At 43.2% G+C, this 17,369-nt stretch carries 14 protein-coding genes; 7 read left to right on the forward strand and 7 right to left on the reverse strand.

Translation table 11 applies throughout. The features are described from left to right. Positions 1-10: 10 nt before the first annotated feature. Together BuS5_RS16985 and BuS5_RS16990 are read right to left on the reverse strand one after the other, a co-directional pair. Entirely contained in the window at positions 11-1,201 is a 1,191-nt protein-coding gene (locus tag BuS5_RS16985) for a trans-sulfuration enzyme family protein (protein WP_027353006.1), read from the reverse strand. Then, entirely contained in the window at positions 1,188-4,808 is a 3,621-nt protein-coding gene (locus BuS5_RS16990; RefSeq protein WP_027353005.1) for a bifunctional proline dehydrogenase/L-glutamate gamma-semialdehyde dehydrogenase, read from the reverse strand. Before BuS5_RS16990 ends, BuS5_RS16985 begins: the two co-directional genes overlap by 14 nt. A 319-nt stretch (positions 4,809-5,127) precedes the next feature. Between BuS5_RS16990 and BuS5_RS16995 the strand changes: the two genes are divergently transcribed. The 7 genes from BuS5_RS16995 to BuS5_RS17025 all read left to right on the forward strand — a co-directional run bounded on the left by BuS5_RS16995 (position 5,128) and on the right by BuS5_RS17025 (position 11,480). Continuing rightward, complete coding sequence (locus tag BuS5_RS16995; protein WP_027353004.1) at positions 5,128-7,116, forward strand: ferrous iron transporter B; 1,989 nt, start codon at positions 5,128-5,130, stop codon at positions 7,114-7,116. 144 nt (positions 7,117-7,260) lie between these two features. Further along, a complete protein-coding gene (locus tag BuS5_RS17000; RefSeq protein ID WP_051374581.1) occupies positions 7,261-7,923 on the forward strand; it encodes a metal-dependent transcriptional regulator in 663 nt (220 codons plus the stop codon). Positions 7,924-8,051: 128 nt separating this feature from the next. Then, positions 8,052-8,777 carry a hypothetical protein gene (locus tag BuS5_RS17005; RefSeq protein WP_027353003.1) on the forward strand — a complete coding sequence of 242 codons (726 nt, stop codon included), beginning with the start codon at positions 8,052-8,054 and terminating at the stop codon, positions 8,775-8,777. A 680-nt stretch (positions 8,778-9,457) separates the two neighbouring features. After that, positions 9,458-10,099 carry a PEP-CTERM sorting domain-containing protein gene (locus tag BuS5_RS17010; RefSeq protein WP_027353002.1) on the forward strand — a complete coding sequence of 214 codons (642 nt, stop codon included), beginning with the start codon at positions 9,458-9,460 and terminating at the stop codon, positions 10,097-10,099. Between the two features lie 431 nt (positions 10,100-10,530). Beyond that, positions 10,531-10,812, forward strand: a complete 282-nt coding sequence (locus BuS5_RS17015) for a type II toxin-antitoxin system Phd/YefM family antitoxin (protein WP_027353001.1) — start codon at positions 10,531-10,533, stop codon at positions 10,810-10,812. After that, a complete protein-coding gene (locus BuS5_RS17020; protein ID WP_027353000.1) occupies positions 10,809-11,090 on the forward strand; it encodes a type II toxin-antitoxin system RelE/ParE family toxin in 282 nt (93 codons plus the stop codon). Before BuS5_RS17015 ends, BuS5_RS17020 begins: the two co-directional genes overlap by 4 nt. A gap of 213 nt (positions 11,091-11,303) precedes the next feature. After that, positions 11,304-11,480 (forward strand): alpha-isopropylmalate synthase regulatory domain-containing protein, encoded by a 177-nt coding sequence (locus BuS5_RS17025; protein ID WP_084445601.1) that lies wholly within the window; start codon positions 11,304-11,306, stop codon positions 11,478-11,480. A gap of 146 nt (positions 11,481-11,626) precedes the next feature. Here the strand turns inward: BuS5_RS17025 and BuS5_RS17030 are convergent, their stop codons facing one another. Genes BuS5_RS17030 through pstA form a run of 5 tightly spaced genes read right to left on the reverse strand, consistent with a single transcriptional unit; the run spans position 11,627 to position 17,344 of the window. Beyond that, complete coding sequence (locus BuS5_RS17030) at positions 11,627-13,411, reverse strand: ATP-binding protein (protein ID WP_027352999.1); 1,785 nt, start codon at positions 13,409-13,411, stop codon at positions 11,627-11,629. Continuing rightward, a complete protein-coding gene (locus tag BuS5_RS17035) occupies positions 13,408-14,100 on the reverse strand; it encodes a response regulator (protein WP_027352998.1) in 693 nt (230 codons plus the stop codon). Before BuS5_RS17035 ends, BuS5_RS17030 begins: the two co-directional genes overlap by 4 nt. A 24-nt stretch (positions 14,101-14,124) precedes the next feature. Continuing rightward, positions 14,125-14,802: a phosphate signaling complex protein PhoU gene (gene phoU / locus BuS5_RS17040; RefSeq protein ID WP_027352997.1), complete on the reverse strand. Its 678-nt coding sequence runs from the start codon at positions 14,800-14,802 to the stop codon at positions 14,125-14,127. Between the two features lie 14 nt (positions 14,803-14,816). Further along, entirely contained in the window at positions 14,817-15,623 is an 807-nt protein-coding gene (pstB, locus tag BuS5_RS17045) for a phosphate ABC transporter ATP-binding protein PstB (RefSeq protein WP_035264382.1), read from the reverse strand. A gap of 59 nt (positions 15,624-15,682) precedes the next feature. Then, positions 15,683-17,344 carry a phosphate ABC transporter permease PstA gene (gene pstA / locus BuS5_RS17050; protein WP_051374580.1) on the reverse strand — a complete coding sequence of 554 codons (1,662 nt, stop codon included), beginning with the start codon at positions 17,342-17,344 and terminating at the stop codon, positions 15,683-15,685. Between the last annotated feature and the right edge of the window lie 25 nt (positions 17,345-17,369).

The following is a 17,369-nucleotide window of genomic DNA, read 5'->3' on the forward strand; positions in this document are numbered from 1 at the left end:
ATCCCATGGATCAAACCTGCATAACGTTTTCGAGATCTGAAATAATATCCGCCGCGGCTTCAATGCCGATTGAGAGTCTTATTAATCCATCTGTAATACCGGCCTTGGCCCTTTCTTGTTTAGTATAGGTTGAATGGGTCATAGAGGCGGGATGCTGGATCAGGGTTTCACAACTTCCAAGCGAGACGGCAAGCAGGGCCAGTTTAACTCGGCCCATAATTTTCCGGCCTGCTTCTACCCCGCCCTTTACTTCAAATGACAACATACCGCCGAATCCTCTCATCTGCTTTTTAGCCAGCCTGAGCCCGGGCCCTGATTCAATGCCAGGATAATAAACATTTATTACGGCAGGATGCTTTTGCAGCCATTGCGCAATACTCATGGCGTTGTCACTCTGTCTTTTTACCCTCAACGCAAGGGTTTTAATACCCCTTAAGATCAGCCACGCATTAAACGGACTTATAACGGGGCCATAGTGGAAAATATATTCTTCCCTGATTCTATTAATCATATTTCCGGATCCGATAATTATACCTCCGAGAGCATCACTGTGCCCGCTAAGATATTTTGTGGCGGAATGAATAACGATGTCCGCGCCTAAACTTAACGGGTTCTGAAGATAAGGTGTTGCAAAAGTATTGTCTACAATCAAAGGTAGTTTCCGTTTACGCGCAACCGATTTCCACATCTTAATATCGATAATATCCAAGGTCGGATTTGCAGGGGTTTCCATGAATAAAAATTTTGTTTTTTTATTGATCATATCGTTGATGAGCTCTTTTGAGCAGGCATCAGGGGGTGATATAAAAAGCGGCTCAATATCAAGATCTCTCAAATGTTTGTTAAAAAGCGCAAAGGTGCCTCCGTAAATTGAGTTACATGTAATAAAATTATCCCCCGGTTTTGCCAAAGTGAGCGCAACCGCAGCAATGGCAGACATGCCGGAAGAGGTAGCAGCGGCGGATTCGCCGCCTTCCAGTAAAGCCATCTTTTTCTCCAGCAGATTGATGGTGGGATTGGAAATCCTGGTATATATATACCCTTCCTCTGTACCTTTGAATAGAGCGGCACCATGATCTGCGTCTTTAAATATGAATGTTGATGTGGGATGGATGGGCGGCACGAGATCCATATGAGTCGAATATTCACAGCCTTGCCCGTGGACAATTTCTGTTTCGATGCTCATTTTATTTTTTGTCATAATTTACTCCTCGTTCACCAAGATTACCGTATCTATGATAATTACAGCAAATGCTCTGTTCCTTATGATACTGTAAAAGCTCGATCCGGCCTTCCATAACTACTCTTGTTCCGGAAACATAAAACCCCAGGCCCGCGGCAGCCTTGAGGAGAGGAAGCGGTACCCGTTCCGGCGCGGCGTAACGAATACCATCCACCTCGGGCAGCATGTCGATCAGATCCTTATCGCTCTGATAGAGGATTTCAGGGCTGCCGATGAACTCCTTTCCATCTTTGCCGGAAAGGAATTCAACCGAACCATTCTTTAATCCTTCCGGGATGCTGATAATGAGACTGCATCCTGAAATCTTCACAGCAGCAATACGGGCCAATATTTCAAAAAGGCTGTCCTTACCATGCAAACGCACGGTCATCTTTCCCAGGGGGAGGTAGCGGAGCAGATTATCCTGTCCTCTCAGGTGAAAGTAATCCTTTTCTACAGAAAATTCAGCTTCTTTGGCATAGCGATAACTCTTTACAGCACTTAATGCTTTATAAAGATCAGTCTTATATTCTTTTAGCCCGCCCCGATTAAGCTTTTGGCGCCAGACTCTTGTCAACTGCAATAAGGGATGATCATCAGCGACTGCCCCGGTTAATGGTGGGCTGATATCTCTGATCTCCATAAACTGCATAACATAATTTGGGCCGCCGGCCTTGATTCCGGCGCCCAGGGCGGATTTGCCCATCCCGCCGAAGGGCTGCCGGAGCACAACTGCTCCGGTTGTGCCGCGGTTGATATAGAGATTGCCTGCTTTTATTCTTTTTTTCCAGTATTCCTGTTCTTCATAATCCAGGCTTTCAAGCCCTGAGGTTAACCCATAACCTGTCTGATTCGTAATATCAACAGCATTATCCAGATTTTTCGCGCGCATAACACCCAGCAAGGGACCGAAAAATTCAGTAAAATGGACGTAGCTACCCGGCTGAACACCCCATTTAATGCCGGGAGTCCATAAATTAGGATTACCATGTATGTTTTCAGGCTGCAGTGCCCACTCTTCACCTTTACTTAAATGGGTAAGCCCCTTTTTCAGCTTACCCGCGGGAGGTTGAATCAAAGGCCCCATTCTGTTTTTAAAATTCCAGGCCGACCCGGTTGCATAACTTTGGGCGGCATCCACAAGCTGTTTTTTAAAATTTTTGTCAGCATAAACCTCTTTTTCAAGGATCAGCAGAGATGTGGCGGAACATTTCTGTCCGCAGTTGCTGAAGGCGGAATGAATCACATTCTTTATAGCCTGATCCCTGTCCGACAGCGCTGTAACAATCGTGGCATTTTTTCCGCCTGTTTCACCGGCAAAATATATTTCCGGCCGGTCTCGCAGTATTTGCAGAGCCGTATCGGTTCCACCGGTAAAAATTATAAAATCAATTTCCGGATGCGCAACAAGTTTTGCTCCTGCGGCCGATCCCAGGCATGGGAGAAATTGGAGCACATTTTTGGACACTCCCGCCGCCCAGAAGCATCGGCACAATTCCCAGGCCGGAACTATGGCGGCAGAAGCCGGTTTAAATATAACGGTATTACCGGCGGCAAGGGCGGCTGTTATGCCTCCGCAGGGAATCGCAATCGGAAAATTCCAGGGGGAGATGACCAGGCCGACGCCTTTTCCTCTACACTCTATATTATTTAAACCTGCCAGGGCTTTCAGGGAATATGGATAATATTCAGCAAAATCTATGGCTTCGGAAACCTCCACATCGGCTTCACTGAAAATCTTGCCTGTATTTGCAGCTGCAGCGCCTATCAGATCACCCCTGGAGCGTCTCAGGTTGACGGCGACCCGGGAAAGGATCGCATGCCGTTCATCCGGACTCATATTCCGCCACTGGTCAGGATCTGCCCTGGCAATTGCTGCGGCCGAGTCTATATCCTCTTTTCCGGCCAGTGCACAGACAGCCACGCAAACCTTTTCATTCAGATCCGCCCGTATGCTGGACGGATCAATGGATTCAACCTTTTGTCGGTTTTCAAAAATATCTATGCCCCCGACTGTGATGGGAATTTCAAGGGGCTCATCACCCGAAAATTTTCTCCATTTATTTTTTATGGACCCGGCCCACTCGTGATTGCCGGGCAATGACCAGTCCGTGTCCGGTTCATTTACAAATTCATTTTCAAAAAAAGTCCCTTTTTTTTCGTTGGATGTCTCATCTCTGCGGTCCTGGCACCTGTGGGATACCATTTCCGGATTATGTATCCAGTGGCATGAATCGATGAACTGCTGCTTTAAAAATGACCATTCCGGCGAATCGGTTTTAAGGTTGCAGGTATAACGCAAAAAATTCTCTTCCGCCGTATTCTCATCAAGGCGGCGAATAAGGTAGGCGACCGCATTTATAAATCTCGCTTTAGACGCCACAGGAGCATACATCAGGATCTTCCCGATGGTCTCCTGGATTGCGCTCATCACATGCGGGGCCATCCCTTCCAGCATTTCAAAGACAACATATTCGCCTATCAGCCTTTGGCTGGAAAGAATGTATGCAAAAGCCAATTCAAACAGATTGTGAGATGCGATGCCTAAATGAACCGAAGTAATGTTTTCAGGCCGCATTCCGAATTCCAGCATTCTTTTAAAATTGGCATCCACATCGAGTTTTTTATCATAAGGCGCCAGAGACCAGTTGCTGATATCCGATTCAATTTTTTCCATTTCCAGGTTAGCGCCTTTGACAATTCGGATCTTTATGGGGCCGCCGCCATTGGCCGTCCTCTGCCTGGCCCATTTTGTCAGCCTTTGTTGAATCTCAAAGCCTTGGGGCAAATATGACTGCAGGGCGATCCCGGCCTGGCAGCTCTCAAACCCGGCTTCATCCAGGGCCTGCATAAAAGCCGTGACAGTAATTTCCAGGTCGGAAGATCCTTCCATATCCAGGTTTACAAATTTAGGCCGGCCGGTGCCGTTGCTTTCTACAAAGGGATTCTCCTGGGCTGTACGGTAAAGGATGGACAAACGATCCTTAATAACGGCAACACTATCTTCAAATGCAAACGGTTGGATTTGGGAATAGAGAGATGAGATTTTTACGGAAATATGCTCGATCTCCGGTTTTTTCAAATCCTCAATATACCGGTTCAGTTGGCGCAGGGCCTCGTCCTCTCCCAGAACCGCTTCTCCGATATGATTAATATTCATTTTTACAGAGCTTGTTCTTCTTTCCTGGAGAATAACGAGCAGCGCTTCTTTTTCTCCAGGGAGAATAAATCTTCCGCATTCCTTTATGATCGTCTTTATCATTACCGGAATCGATATCCTGTGAAAAAATCGGCCGAATAATAGAAAAAATCTTATTAAGAGTCGTTCACGCCATAAAAAAAAATGCGGAATTCCGTATCTTTGAAACAGGCTTCTGATCCGGCCGGCAACCCGGCCGGTATTTACGGATCTAAAACACTGATCAATTATTTTGGTCAGAACAACCTTATCGATTGAATGCTTAAGAAGACGCTGAAATCTTTTTTGATAAGTCTTTTCTTTCGAGCTTAAAATTTGATCAGCGCGTTGCTGCCATTTTGCTGCCAATTCCGTTGATTCCGCTATTATATTTTCCAGATTTTCCATTTTTGTTAAGCCTTATACTTTCCACGGTTGCAGAGCATTCTTTGATCCCGGTCTATAGATTTCCACAGCAATCACCGGAGCACTTAATAGTGCCATTTTTCTATAAAAAAATTATATTTGTATTTTCATTAAGTCAAGGAATAAGTATGGTGCCCCCGGATTACATATTATCAGATTATGCCAAAATACGTTTCCTGTTTGTTCAGGTTTTTCAGTCGAATAATTGTATTACTGGTTGAAGTCTGGTATAATATTCTTATATTGATTGTTTATACAAACATCTATCAGATCATTAAATAAAAGGAAAGAAAGCGGGAAAGTGAATCTTGCAGAAACAGACCTGAATAACCAATTCCGGACAAAGTACGCCCAACCCTGCATCGCCTTGATCGGCAGTATGAAAGTAGGAAAAAGCGCTTTATTTTCCCAAATTTGCGATAGGGAAACTGCCAACCTGAATATAGAAGAGAGTCTGATTCCCGTTCACAGCGGTCAAATCAGGGGAACTGAAAAAATTGCCTATGACACACCGGGAATTTATTCAATATTTTCCGGCAGTGATGATGAACGTGCTTGCCGGGATATTCTTTTGCCGGGATATTCTGAAAATTGTATTACCGGGATCGTGCTGGTTGCAGATGCCAAAAACATGAAACGTTCCATTGCTCTGACTTTGCAATATGCTGAATACGGGTTGCCGATGCTGCTGGTAGTCAATATGATTGATGAGTCAGCTTCAAGGGGCATCGAGATCGATTATGACCTGCTGACCGAGGCACTGGGGATATCTGTGTGTACGACAGTTGCCCGGGACGGAATCGGGATTCAAAAAGTACTCTCCCGGCTAAAAAAAATGCGCGTCCCAAAGCGCCTGATTACTTATCCGGATCGGACAGAGGAGTTTTTAAAGATCCTCACCAAGTTGCTGGGGCTGGTTGAGATTTCTCCACGAATAATTGGTATTTTGCTCCTGACCGAAGATCCTGCAGTTGAAAAGTTTTTGTCCGACCGGTACGGCTCTGGTATGCTGGAACAAGTGAAGAATCTGGCCGAAGAGTACCGCCGCGAAGAGAATCTTTCTTTGGGCATCTATTTTTCCAACCTGTATAACTCAAGGGCGGAAAAAATCGTAAAGCAAATTCAGAAAATAAATCCGCCTCATGGCCATCCTTTTTTTGAAAGAGTGGGTGACTGGTGCATCCGGCCCTCGACCGGTATTCCGATAGCCATAATTATGTTATATTTGATGTATCTGTTTGTAGGGACCTTTGGGGCGACCTTCATGGTGGACACCATTAACGGGACTCTTTTTGAAGGGCTTTTGATTCCCTGGACAACCAAAATAGTTGCGCCGATTCCAAGCGCTTTTATCCGGGATATGCTGGTGGACCCGGATTTCGGCATTTTGCCCACCGGTGTTTTTCTGGCCCTAGGTTTAGTATTGCCGGTGCTGTTCTGTTTTTATATCGCCTTTGGAATCCTTGAAGATTCCGGCTATCTGCCGCGTATTTCAATTTTGCTGGATAAGCTGCTGCAGAAGATGGGGCTTAACGGTAAAGGCGTCATCCCTTTGATTATGGGGTTTTCCTGTGTTACCATGGCAATTTTAACCACCCGCATGCTTGATACGGAAAAGGAAAAAAATATTGCATCCTTTCTCCTGCTGCTCGGTATGCCCTGCGCCCCGCTGCTGGCCGTGATGTTTGTTGTGCTGGGAAAAATGCCGGTTTCAGCGTCTATCACTGTTTTTGGTATAATTTTTATCCAGATTCTGCTGGCAGGCTTTTTGGCCAATAAGATATTACCTGGCCGGCGTACGCCTCTCCTGATGGAGATACCAACAATGCGCTTGCCCAAAATGGCCCAGGTGCTGAAAATGGCTGCCCTAAAAACCTATTTTTTTATAAAAGAAGCGATCCCTGTCTTTATTTTAGCTTCTTTTGTGGTTTTTCTATTTGATAGAATGGGTGGGCTTGCTGTTCTGGAACGTATATCAGAGCCGATTATAGGCGGGTTTATGGGGCTGCCCGAAAAAAGCGTTCAGGTGTTTATTAAAACCATTATTCGACGCGAAAGCGGCGCCACCGAAATAGAACATTTAAGCGCCGTTTATGATAATCTACAGCTGGTGGTCAATTTGCTGGTTATGACCTTTCTTTCCCCCTGCATGAATGCTATTATTGTACTATTTAAAGAACGGGGGGGGAAAGCGGCGGTGATGATGATGGTAACCGTAATGGTTTATGCGGTTTTGATCGGGAGCCTGGTCAGCCACTTCTGTCGCTTGCTTGGAATAAGTTTTACGTAAAGGGTCTTGCAAAAAGGCCAAACAAATATAGACCGTCACATAAATAATTTCACTGCGTTATCGGTCGGAGATATACGATTAGTATTATCTCCTCGCTCTAGCCTTGTGAAATTAATTATGTGAAAATCTATAGAGGGAAAAGTTATGCTAACTGAAAAACAAGAAGAGATCATGGAGGCAATCTGGTGCGCAGGGGAGCACCGAAATTACTCCGTCGAGGCTGTCCGGAAAAACTGTGTTATCGATTTTACTGCATCAGAACTGGCAGTCCTTGAAGAGATGGGCTTAATTGTTACCAATGCTGATAAAATCCTGTTTTCAAGTACGGGCAAACAACTGGCTGAAAGGATTATGCGATGTCACCGCCTGGCCGAAGTATTGATCTCTACTGTTCTAAAACTGAAAAATTCAGCAATGGAAGAAGTGGCGTGTAAAGTGGAACACTGTCTGGAGCCAGAGCTGGAAGAGTCAATCTGCACCCTGCTAGGGCATCCGGAAGTCTGTCCCGACGGCAAACTTATTCCAAGGGGACGCTGCTGCAAAAAAAGATTAAAAGTGGTCAATAGTGTAGTTATGGGGCTGGATAAGCTCAAGCCTAGAGAAAAAGGAAAAATTTCCTATATCGAGCCCGGCAGTCATTCCAATTTGCATCAATTGATCTCCCTGGGTCTGCATCCCGGAATTGTGGTTTCGGTTCATCGCACGGCCCCCGCCGTTTGCATAAAATTTGATAACACCGAATTGGCCCTGGACAAAGAAATCGCCAAAAACATATTTATATGGAAAATTGATTCGGCTATTTCATAAAAAAGTTGTAAATGCTCAGGTGGAGAGGCTGAAGGCAACATGCTGTCCGCGTTACAAAATTTCCAACACAGGGCCGTGCCTGCACCACGAAACCTGAAACCTGAAACCTGTATCTGGAGAAATAGAATATGGAAAACAAAATTTTTAAACCCAACATGAGTTTAACCACAAACCTGTTATCATCTTTGTGTGTCATTACAGGCGCAATCTTATCAAATCATATAATTTTTAATACCGGTTTATTTGCGCTCTCAGGCGCAATAACAAACTGGCTGGCGATTCATATGCTTTTTGAAAAAGTGCCGGGATTATATGGCTCAGGAGTAATACCGGCCAGGTTCGAGGATTTTAAAAAAGGCATTCATGCCCTTGTTATGGGCCAATTTTTTAACCATGAGAATATGGAACGTTTTTTCGAGCAATCCGCATCTGAAAACATTGACCTCTCCCCGGTTATAGATCGGATCGATTTTGACCCCTCATTCGATACAGTTCTGACCGTGATTATGGAATCATCTTTTGCGCCCATCCTCGGCATGATGGGAGGCGTTGAGGCATTGATGCCTTTGAAGGAGCCCTTTGTAGTAAAAATAAAGGAAATTTTTCTGGGAATCGCGAAAGATGATTCCATGCAGGACGGTATTCAAACAATTATAAAAAAAACGGCTGATATTAATGAAATTATCAGCAAAATAGAAATCATTGTGCAGAAACGGCTTGATGAGCTTACCCCCCGAATGGTCAAAGAGATAATACAGGATATGATACGCAGGCATCTCGGATGGCTTGTGGTCTGGGGCGGAGTTTTTGGAGGTTTAATCGGCCTTGTCACAGCTTTTATCCCTTCTAATTAAGGCGTTCTGTAAAAAACTATTCAAGCCTGCAACACTCAATGTTGTTAACTTAAGAAATTTTTGTTTAACTCTGTTTTTTCACCCTCATTCCCGCGCAGGCGGGAATCAATTAATACTGTCACTTCCCGTATTCACGGGAATGACATAAAAAGAATTCTTAAGTTAATGACATTGCAGTAAAACTTTTAAGATTTATCCTATAAATATATGGTATTTATTTCATAAGCATGTAGTATTCTTTTCACAACAAGCCAACCCCAAACTATTCCAAACAAAATTCATATCGGCATAACCATTTGATATAAAAGGTTATTAGATTTTTTTCATTTTTTTATCCTCCTTGGCACCAGGCTTGCAAGAGCAAACTGCAAGATACAGTTTTCAATTTCTGTTGCAAGTTATAAACGATAAAAATCAAAAGGAGGGATGATTCAAAAAAAGAGTTTAAAACCAATGATTTTTTTAACAGGAATGCAATACTAAAATTTTTACCGCAACATTACACGATAACGAAGTCATAAATTTTAAAACAAAGGGCAGCAATTCCCGGTCATAAATAGCTTAACTTATTGGAATCATTGAACTTTCAATTTTAGAGTTTGCGAAAACTCTTGTCTGATAACATAATAATATCAGATAGTTAAGACCCGTCCGGGAATTGCTGAACAAAGGAAAAAAAAATGAAAAAATTTTCAAAAATTTTAATCGGAGCAGTTCTTGGTATGTTTCTGGTGGCCTGGAGTTCTTGGGCGATCCCGACACTTGAGATCACTGATGGAACAAATACTTTAACATTTCAAGATATAAATGGAGATGGGATTGTAGGTTCGTTTGGAGATATTGGTATCTTTAATTTTTATATGTCTGCCGGCACTACTAAACCGCAGGATGGCAGCGCTGCTTTCCCAATGATGCACGTAGGTGGATATGCGACCACAAATGGCAGCGGAACCTTTACTGCCAAATTTAGTGAAACTGATTTTGGTCCGCTTAATAGCTCAATCACCGGATTTATCTCAAGCCTGAATGGTTTTGGTGGTACGCAATCCTTAGATGTTTATTACGATACAAACAATACTCTGTTTGGCATGGGTACCCAAATTGCGGACATTGATGCAATAAACACATCTCAATTATATAATGGGATCCTGGCCAGTAATCTATTTTCCCTTACCATGATAAGCACAATAACATTAAATAACGCTACCGGTTCTTTTGACAACGGCGTAAACCCCGTACCCGAACCGACAACCATGCTGCTTCTCGGAGTTGGTCTGATCGGTTTGGCAGGCGCAAGCCGGAAAAAGATTTTTAAATCATAAAAATACTTTTTAATTGAATCTTTAAATCCTTGTTAAGTCCTGAAGTTAAGAAAAAACATGTTGCGTAAAGTCATGAAGGGGGGGGGAGATAATCTCTCCCTTTTGTGCTTTTGGGTTCCCCGTTTCTCGGCCCAGCCTCCATAAATAGCCCCAGGAGAAGGTTGGGGACGCCCTTTATATTTACAGTTTTGAAATGATGGTTATTGGGGGAAACTGGTGGGCGCTGGTAAAATGTTCACATTTACGGTTCTCATTGGCCTGGGTGAGTCAATCAGTAAGGCGAGGAGAAACAATAGTACAAAAAAAGCTATAATCTCATCGATTCTTAAGTCTAAAACTGTAAACATGGAAATGTAAAGGGCGTCCCTAAACTCCCTCTTGCCTTATACCTCAATTGGTGATACATGTAAAAATACAATAGGAGGTACACAATGGGAAAACTTATGAATATCCTTCCGATAAGCGATTTGAGGCAGAACGCTGCCAAGGTCCTGAAAAAATTACGAGACAACAAGGAACCCATTATCATTACACAAAGAGGTCGGGCAGCTGCCGTCATAATCGATATCGAGGCGTATGAAAAATCTGAACACGATAAAGAGCTCCTTCGGCTTTTGGCTAAGGGAGATAAGGAAATAGAAATAGGAGAGGGTTATGATCTTGATACTGTTCTTGCTGAAGCCGATTTAATCCTATCCCAGGAGCCATCGTGAAAGTCCGCTTTACGCCTTCTGCCAAATCCCAGTTTCTATCTGCTCTCGCATATATTTGGCGGGATAAACCTTCTGCAGCAACCAGTTTTCGAGAGCATTCCGAAACAGTTTTGCGAAGGCTTGAGGACTTTCCTGAGTCTGGAAGAATCATACCAAAATTTCCATACCGTGAGGTAATCATATCACCATACCGATTTTTTTATAAAATCAAAAATGATGTCGTTTGGATAGTTGTTGTGTGGCATGGTGCACAGCTTCCAAAGCAGCCAAGGCATTAAACGCCAACTAGGCGCTTAACTCAGACGGCTAAAACCGGTACGTTTTGACCTATATCGCAGTTAAGCATAATTTGGGGCTAATCGCGAGGCATCGGCTAATTAAACCGCCGCTGGTTAGCTTTTCGTTCTCGGCGGCTGCGCCGCCAAAAATCGCGGTGCTGACTTCGTCCTCGAACGTACGCGCAAAGCTGTTGGGAAGATACTATTTTATAGTTGTCAGCCTATGGATCACACTCGGGGGAGGTAACAGTCCGCTTAAAGGAAAACGGCCTGATAGCCCTCGGCCGGGGAGCTGATCCGGATATTATAGTGGCTGGCGCCAAAGCCTATGTTAACGGACTGAACAAGATTGAATACCTTAAATCCTCGAAATATCAGGAATCTGTTTAGGGTTCTCTCTCGCAGTTAATTTGATTTGTCACGCTCATAGTATAACAATAATACGAGCGTATGTAATTTGATAAAATCTCACGGAATTGCAAGCCGCTATATTTCAAAAAATACGGCAGATATAAATTTTATGATGCCCGATTTAATCAAGATGGGAGATGAATTGTAAAAGTGCTTCCTTTGCCGGGAGCGCTGTCGGCCGTTACATGGCCTCCATGGGCCTGGATAATATGTTTTACTATGGCAAGCCCGAGGCCTGTGCCGCCCAAACTCCTGCTCCTGGCTTTATCTACCCTGTAAAACCTTTCAAAAAGTCTGGACAGGTGCTTTTTAGGAATACCGGGCCCGTTATCTTTAACGTGAATCAGGATTCCCTTTTCCTTGCAATCAGCCCAAATGAGAATTTTTTTTCCCTCTGGGCTGTATTTTACGGCATTGTCTATAAGATTGACAAGAGCCTGTTCAAGCAGGGAAATGTCTATTTCTGCAACAATATCATCACTGCAACTGATATCAAAATCAATATTCTTCTTTTTGGCCCTATCTTTTACCACCTGAAGTGCGGTTTCAATAATATCTTTTATTTTGCTGTTTTCGAGCCTTAGTTTATTACCGGGTTCATTCCCGGCACCTTTTTTTTCTATTCTTGCCAAGGAGAGGAGATCTTCCGTTATCGCCTCAAGACGATTCACATGTTTAGAGATTATGCCCAGAAATTTTTCCGTTTCCGCCCTGTCATGGTCATGGTTATAAAGAATGGTCTCAACAAATCCCTTGATTGCCGTAAGAGGGGTCTTGATTTCATGGGATACGTTGGCCACAAAATCCTTGCGAATATTTTCAAGATGTCTCACATGGGTCACGTCCTGCAAAACAATCAGACTTCCTATCCTTTTGTGATCCGAATCAAACAGGGGCGCGCAGTTAGTATTGACTATTTTTTCAGGAATATCGGATACTAATATATCGTTTTCACAGGGACGGTCAAACAAAGCTGACTTACTGATAAGCAAATGCATCTCCCGGTTCCTGATTATTTCATGCAGATTTTTTCCTTTTGCGGCTGATTGTTTTAGATCAAATATTTTTTCGGCTGCATTATTTATGCCAATGATCACATCTCCCATATCCAGGGCGATAATCCCTTCTGTCATACTGGCTAAAACGGCTTTAAATTCATTTCTCTGATTTATTACGCTTGCCATGCGCTCTTTTATTTGTTTCGCCATTCTGTTCATAGCGTCTGCCAGGCCAGCCAGTTCCAGTGTTTCCGGAAGATAGAGCCTGTGATCAAGATCTCCGCAGGCAAATCTCTCCGCACCTTTTCGCATCTCTTCTATGGGTCGGCTTATGCTGTGGGCTATAAAGAATGATATAAAGGATACAATTACAGCAATAAGAATCCCTCCCATAATTATCCTGTAATGCATGGAGCGGAGTTCTGTATCTATGAACGCGATGGGAATCGATATTCTTAATACTGCTTTAATCTCCCGGTTTATTATAAGCGGCCTGGCAATATACATCATTTTTCTGCGTAAAGTGCCGCTGTATCTGATGGACGAGCCGATTCCCCCCTGGAGAGCCGTTTGTATCTCAGATCTGCCTATATGATTATCCATAATAGCTGGATCTTTGATTGAGTCACCAATAACTCTGCCGTTTTTCAGTGTTATTGTTATCCTGGTTCCGGATGAGCCTGCTATTTCTTTGCACAGGCGGTCTACTTTTTTTATATCAGGGGATTGAATTGAATTAATAAACATGCTTTCAAGAAGTTGGGCGCGGGCATTAAGGTTTGCTTCGGTTCGCTCAAGAAAAAAAATGCGCCACGAAAAAGCCGTAAACCATATAACGGCTGCAAGTACAAGAAGGGTCAAAATCAGATAAGAGGGATAAATGCGCCAAATTAATTTAATATTTTTTTTCATGGTTTTTCTCTGAATCTGTATCCTACGCCTCTGACGGTTTCGATGTATTTACCACAGGTTTTAAGTTTTTTTCTTAATGATACAACCTGCACATCCACACTTCTGTCAGTAACCGGGTAGTCATCTCCCTGGATGGCATCGATGATCTGGGTACGGGTAAAAACCCATCCCGGGCGTTTAATCAAAAAATGGAGCAGTTGAAACTGGGAAAAAGTAAGATCCACTATGTGGCCGCAAACCTTGATTTCACGACGCCTCGGATCAAGTTCCAGATCAAAAATTTTTATAAAATCATCTTGTTGCGTACCGACCTTTTTTTTTCTGCGCAGAACCGCCTTTACCCTGGCATTGAGTATTCTCGGTGAAAACGGTTTTGTGACATAGTCATCAGCACCTAGTTCTAGGCCGGTTACAATATCGGCTTCGTCTCCTTTGGCCGTCAGTATTATGATGGGGACAGAACTGGTTAAAGAATCGTTTTTAAATCTCCTGGCAGTTTCCAGGCCGTCAATTCCGGGAAGCATTAAATCAAGGAGGATGAGATCCGGCATATTTTTTTTTGCAACCCTCAGAGCCTCTTCTCCGGAAAATGCGGAATCGACCATATATCCGTCTCTTGACAGGTTGTAGCTTACGAGTTCCCTGATATCTTCTTCATCATCTACGACCAATATTCTTTTTTTCTGCATTATGATTTACCGTGCCTCCTAATTTTAAGGCATTTTGAGCGAGTTCTTAACGCGGCCGTGCCTTATAATATCTCCTTCAATCATGTAGATTACTTCTTCCGCAATATTGGTGGTATGATCCGCAAGACGCTCAAGGTGGCGGGATATCAACAGCAGATTGATCATGTATCCGAGATGTTTCGGATATTCATGCATTCCTTGTTTAATTTTGTCGTATGCCTTTTTTTTAATTTTATCCACCTCATCATCCATGGCGCATACTTTCAAGGCCAGTTTAATATCAAGATTGACAAGGGCGTCGAGACTCATCTTGAGCATCTTTTCAGCTTTTTGTGACATGGAGGAATAGTCGAACATAAAATTATGCTTGGACTGTTTTGCCATAATCATAATTCTTTCCGCAATATTTACGGCCTGATCGCCGATTCTTTCGAGTTCATTATTAATCTTGATTATCGCAATCAGAAATCTGAGGTCAACCGCAACCGGTTGATACAGGGCCAGAGCTTTCAAACATTCCTCCTCAACCTCGACTTCCATGCAATCAATTTCAACATCGGTTTCTATGATCTCGTGCGCTAAATCAGTATCTATTGTCTCCACCGCCCTGTTAGCTTTGCGGACACGATCTTCAACCAATGCTCCCAAGGACAGGATCATGAGTTTGAGTTTCTCGAGTTCTCTGTGAAAATGACTGGTCATTTTTCCTTCCTTATTTAACCGAAACGTCCGGTTACATAATCTTCCGTTCTGGCACTTTTCGGTTTTGTGAAAACCACTCCTGTTTCTCCGTATTCTACTATATATCCGAGATACATAAACGCGGTATTGTCTGACACTCTTGCAGCCTGCTGCATGTTGTGCGTTACTATTACGATAGTATAGCTGCCCTTGAGCTCATTGATAAGATCTTCTATTTTAATTGTAGCCAGAGGGTCGAGGGCTGAGCAGGGTTCATCCATCAGCAGGACCTCAGGTTCGGCTGCAATAGCGCGGGCAATGCATAAGCGCTGCTGCTGTCCTCCTGAAAGGCTCAGGGCATTGTCATCCAGCCGGTCCTTTACCTCATCCCAGAGCGCCGCCCCTTTTAAAGCTTTTTCCACTGTACTGGTCAGTATATTGCGATTCCTGATTCCGTCGATTTTGAGGGGATAGGTCACATTATCGGCAATCGACATTGGAAAAGGGTTAGGTTTCTGGAATACCATCCCCATTCTTTTTCTAAGTCCTATCACATCAATATCACGATGAAAAATATTTTTTCCGTAAAAACGAATCTCTCCAGTAAAACTAATATTCTCTATCAGATCATTCATCCGGTTCAGGGATCTCAGTAGAGTCGATTTGCCGCATCCTGACGGACCGATCAGCGAAGTAACAAGTCCTTTTTCAATTTCAATCTTATTCTTGAAAAGGGCCTGCTTTTCTCCATACCATAATGAGAAATAGTCAATATTGATTATTGAACCTTCGGGTCCCTTTTGAAGATGATAAACGGTTTCTTCGTTATAATTTTTGGTCATAATATAATTCTGTTATAATTGCTTAAGAACGAGACTCTTTCACCTTTAGCCTGAGTAGTTTAAAAATGTCCTGTCAGATACTTGCGCTTTAACCTGCCGCGAATATAGATTGCTGCAGCATTCATAACGCCAATAAGAAAAATAAGCAGCAGGGTTGTTACAAAGACCATCGGTTTTCCGGCCTCTGCGTTACGGGACTGGAATCCAACATCAAAGATATGAAACCCGAGGTGCATGAAGCTTCTTTCAAGATGCACAAATGGGAAATAGCCGTCCACCGGAAGTTCGGGAGCCAGTTTTACTACTCCGACAAGCATCAGGGGAGCTACCTCTCCGGCGCCCCTTGCCATGGCGAGTATGATGCCGGTAAGAATACCGGGCATTGCCCTGGGAAGCACAATATTTTTTATAGTCTGCCATTTGGAAGCCCCGCAGGCAAGGGAACCTTCCCGCAGTGACGTGGGAACCGAGGCGAGCGCTTCTTCGGTTGCAACGATAACTACCGGAACTGTAAGCAGCGCCAGGGTCAGGGATGCCCATAAAATTCCCCCGGTTCCGAAAACAGGATTTGGAAGTCTTTCCTGGAAAAAAAAATTGTCTATGCTACCGCCTATTATATATGCAAAAAAACCGAGGCCGAAAACACCATATACAATCGAAGGCACTCCGGCAAGATTGTTTACGCATATTTTAACCAGGGATACCATGCGTCCCTGTTTTGCATATTCACGCAGGTAGAGAGATGCCATAATTCCGAAAGGGGCTACAAAAACAACCATTAACAGTGTCATTGCAACAGTGCCGAAAATTGCAGGCATCACTCCGCCTTCAGTATTGGCCTCCCTGGGCCGGGTTGCAAGAAATTCATACCACCTTGAAAAATATATTTTTATTTTTCCAAAAAGAGTAATGCTGTTGGCAGGATAAAACCGGACTATTTCAGACAACTTTATAATTTTTTCTTTTCCGTTAACATCTTCCAGGATAAGCAAAAATTTATCATTGATATTTTTTTCAGCCTCAACTTTTGTTTGAACCTTTTTATACCGTATTTCGAGCTCTGATAAGCTTTTTCGATAATCCTGCAACGCTAATTTATATAGCTTGCTTTGATCACCATGCTTTATCTCAACCCTTCGCAAATCCAAACGTTTTTCTTCCATAAGATGATTTATCCGTCCAAGACCATTTTTTTCTATTTTCAGAATTTTTTTTCTTCGTTGCAGGGCTTTTTGGTGTTCTTTTTCAAGCAGCCGGATGTCTTTTTCCAGGAAGTTGAATTCAACCCTGTTTTTGTCAAGCTGCAAAGCTTTGATGAACCCGATAAAAGGTCCCCATTCCATACGTTCAATAAAAAATATATCTTGTGGCGCTGACAGCTTGTTTATCTCATACTCTGCAACCCATACATAATCTTCATTATAAAGATCGAAATTGCCTGTTTTATAAAGTGTTCGTTCAGCAAGACTATTATCGGCTTGAGCAAAGTCCGTTTTAAAAGTTTCTTTCCGGCCAGGTTCCCCTGCAATAATTTTTGAATTATTGAGATTTAACTTATATACAGGCCCGGGATAAAATGTGGTAAGTCCGTTTACTATGACAAGGCATAAAAAACCGACCACCATTAATATTCCCACCGCCAGGGCACCGCCCATGGTCCATAGAAAAGGCTCACCCCGGGCAGTCAGGTTTTGCCCGGTTATTTTGTTATTTTTTTTCACAATTCACCATATTATGTTGAAAAAT

The organism is Desulfosarcina sp. BuS5, assembly GCF_028752835.1.
In the GTDB taxonomy this organism is placed as follows: domain Bacteria; phylum Desulfobacterota; class Desulfobacteria; order Desulfobacterales; family BuS5; genus BuS5.

Coding starts and splice junctions, on each gene's coding strand:
- BuS5_RS17035 (WP_027352998.1), bottom strand. CDS start 14,100: ATGCAGAAAAAAAGAATATTGGTCGTAGATGATGAAGAAGATATCAGG.
- BuS5_RS16985 (WP_027353006.1), bottom strand. CDS start 1,201: ATGACAAAAAATAAAATGAGCATCGAAACAGAAATTGTCCACGGGCAA.
- BuS5_RS17010 (WP_027353002.1), top strand. CDS start 9,458: ATGAAAAAATTTTCAAAAATTTTAATCGGAGCAGTTCTTGGTATGTTT.
- BuS5_RS17005 (WP_027353003.1), top strand. CDS start 8,052: ATGGAAAACAAAATTTTTAAACCCAACATGAGTTTAACCACAAACCTG.
- phoU (WP_027352997.1), bottom strand. CDS start 14,802: ATGACCAGTCATTTTCACAGAGAACTCGAGAAACTCAAACTCATGATC.
- pstB (WP_035264382.1), bottom strand. CDS start 15,623: ATGACCAAAAATTATAACGAAGAAACCGTTTATCATCTTCAAAAGGGA.
- BuS5_RS16990 (WP_027353005.1), bottom strand. CDS start 4,808: ATGGAAAATCTGGAAAATATAATAGCGGAATCAACGGAATTGGCAGCA.
- BuS5_RS17000 (WP_051374581.1), top strand. CDS start 7,261: ATGCTAACTGAAAAACAAGAAGAGATCATGGAGGCAATCTGGTGCGCA.
- BuS5_RS17030 (WP_027352999.1), bottom strand. CDS start 13,411: ATGAAAAAAAATATTAAATTAATTTGGCGCATTTATCCCTCTTATCTG.
- BuS5_RS17015 (WP_027353001.1), top strand. CDS start 10,531: ATGGGAAAACTTATGAATATCCTTCCGATAAGCGATTTGAGGCAGAAC.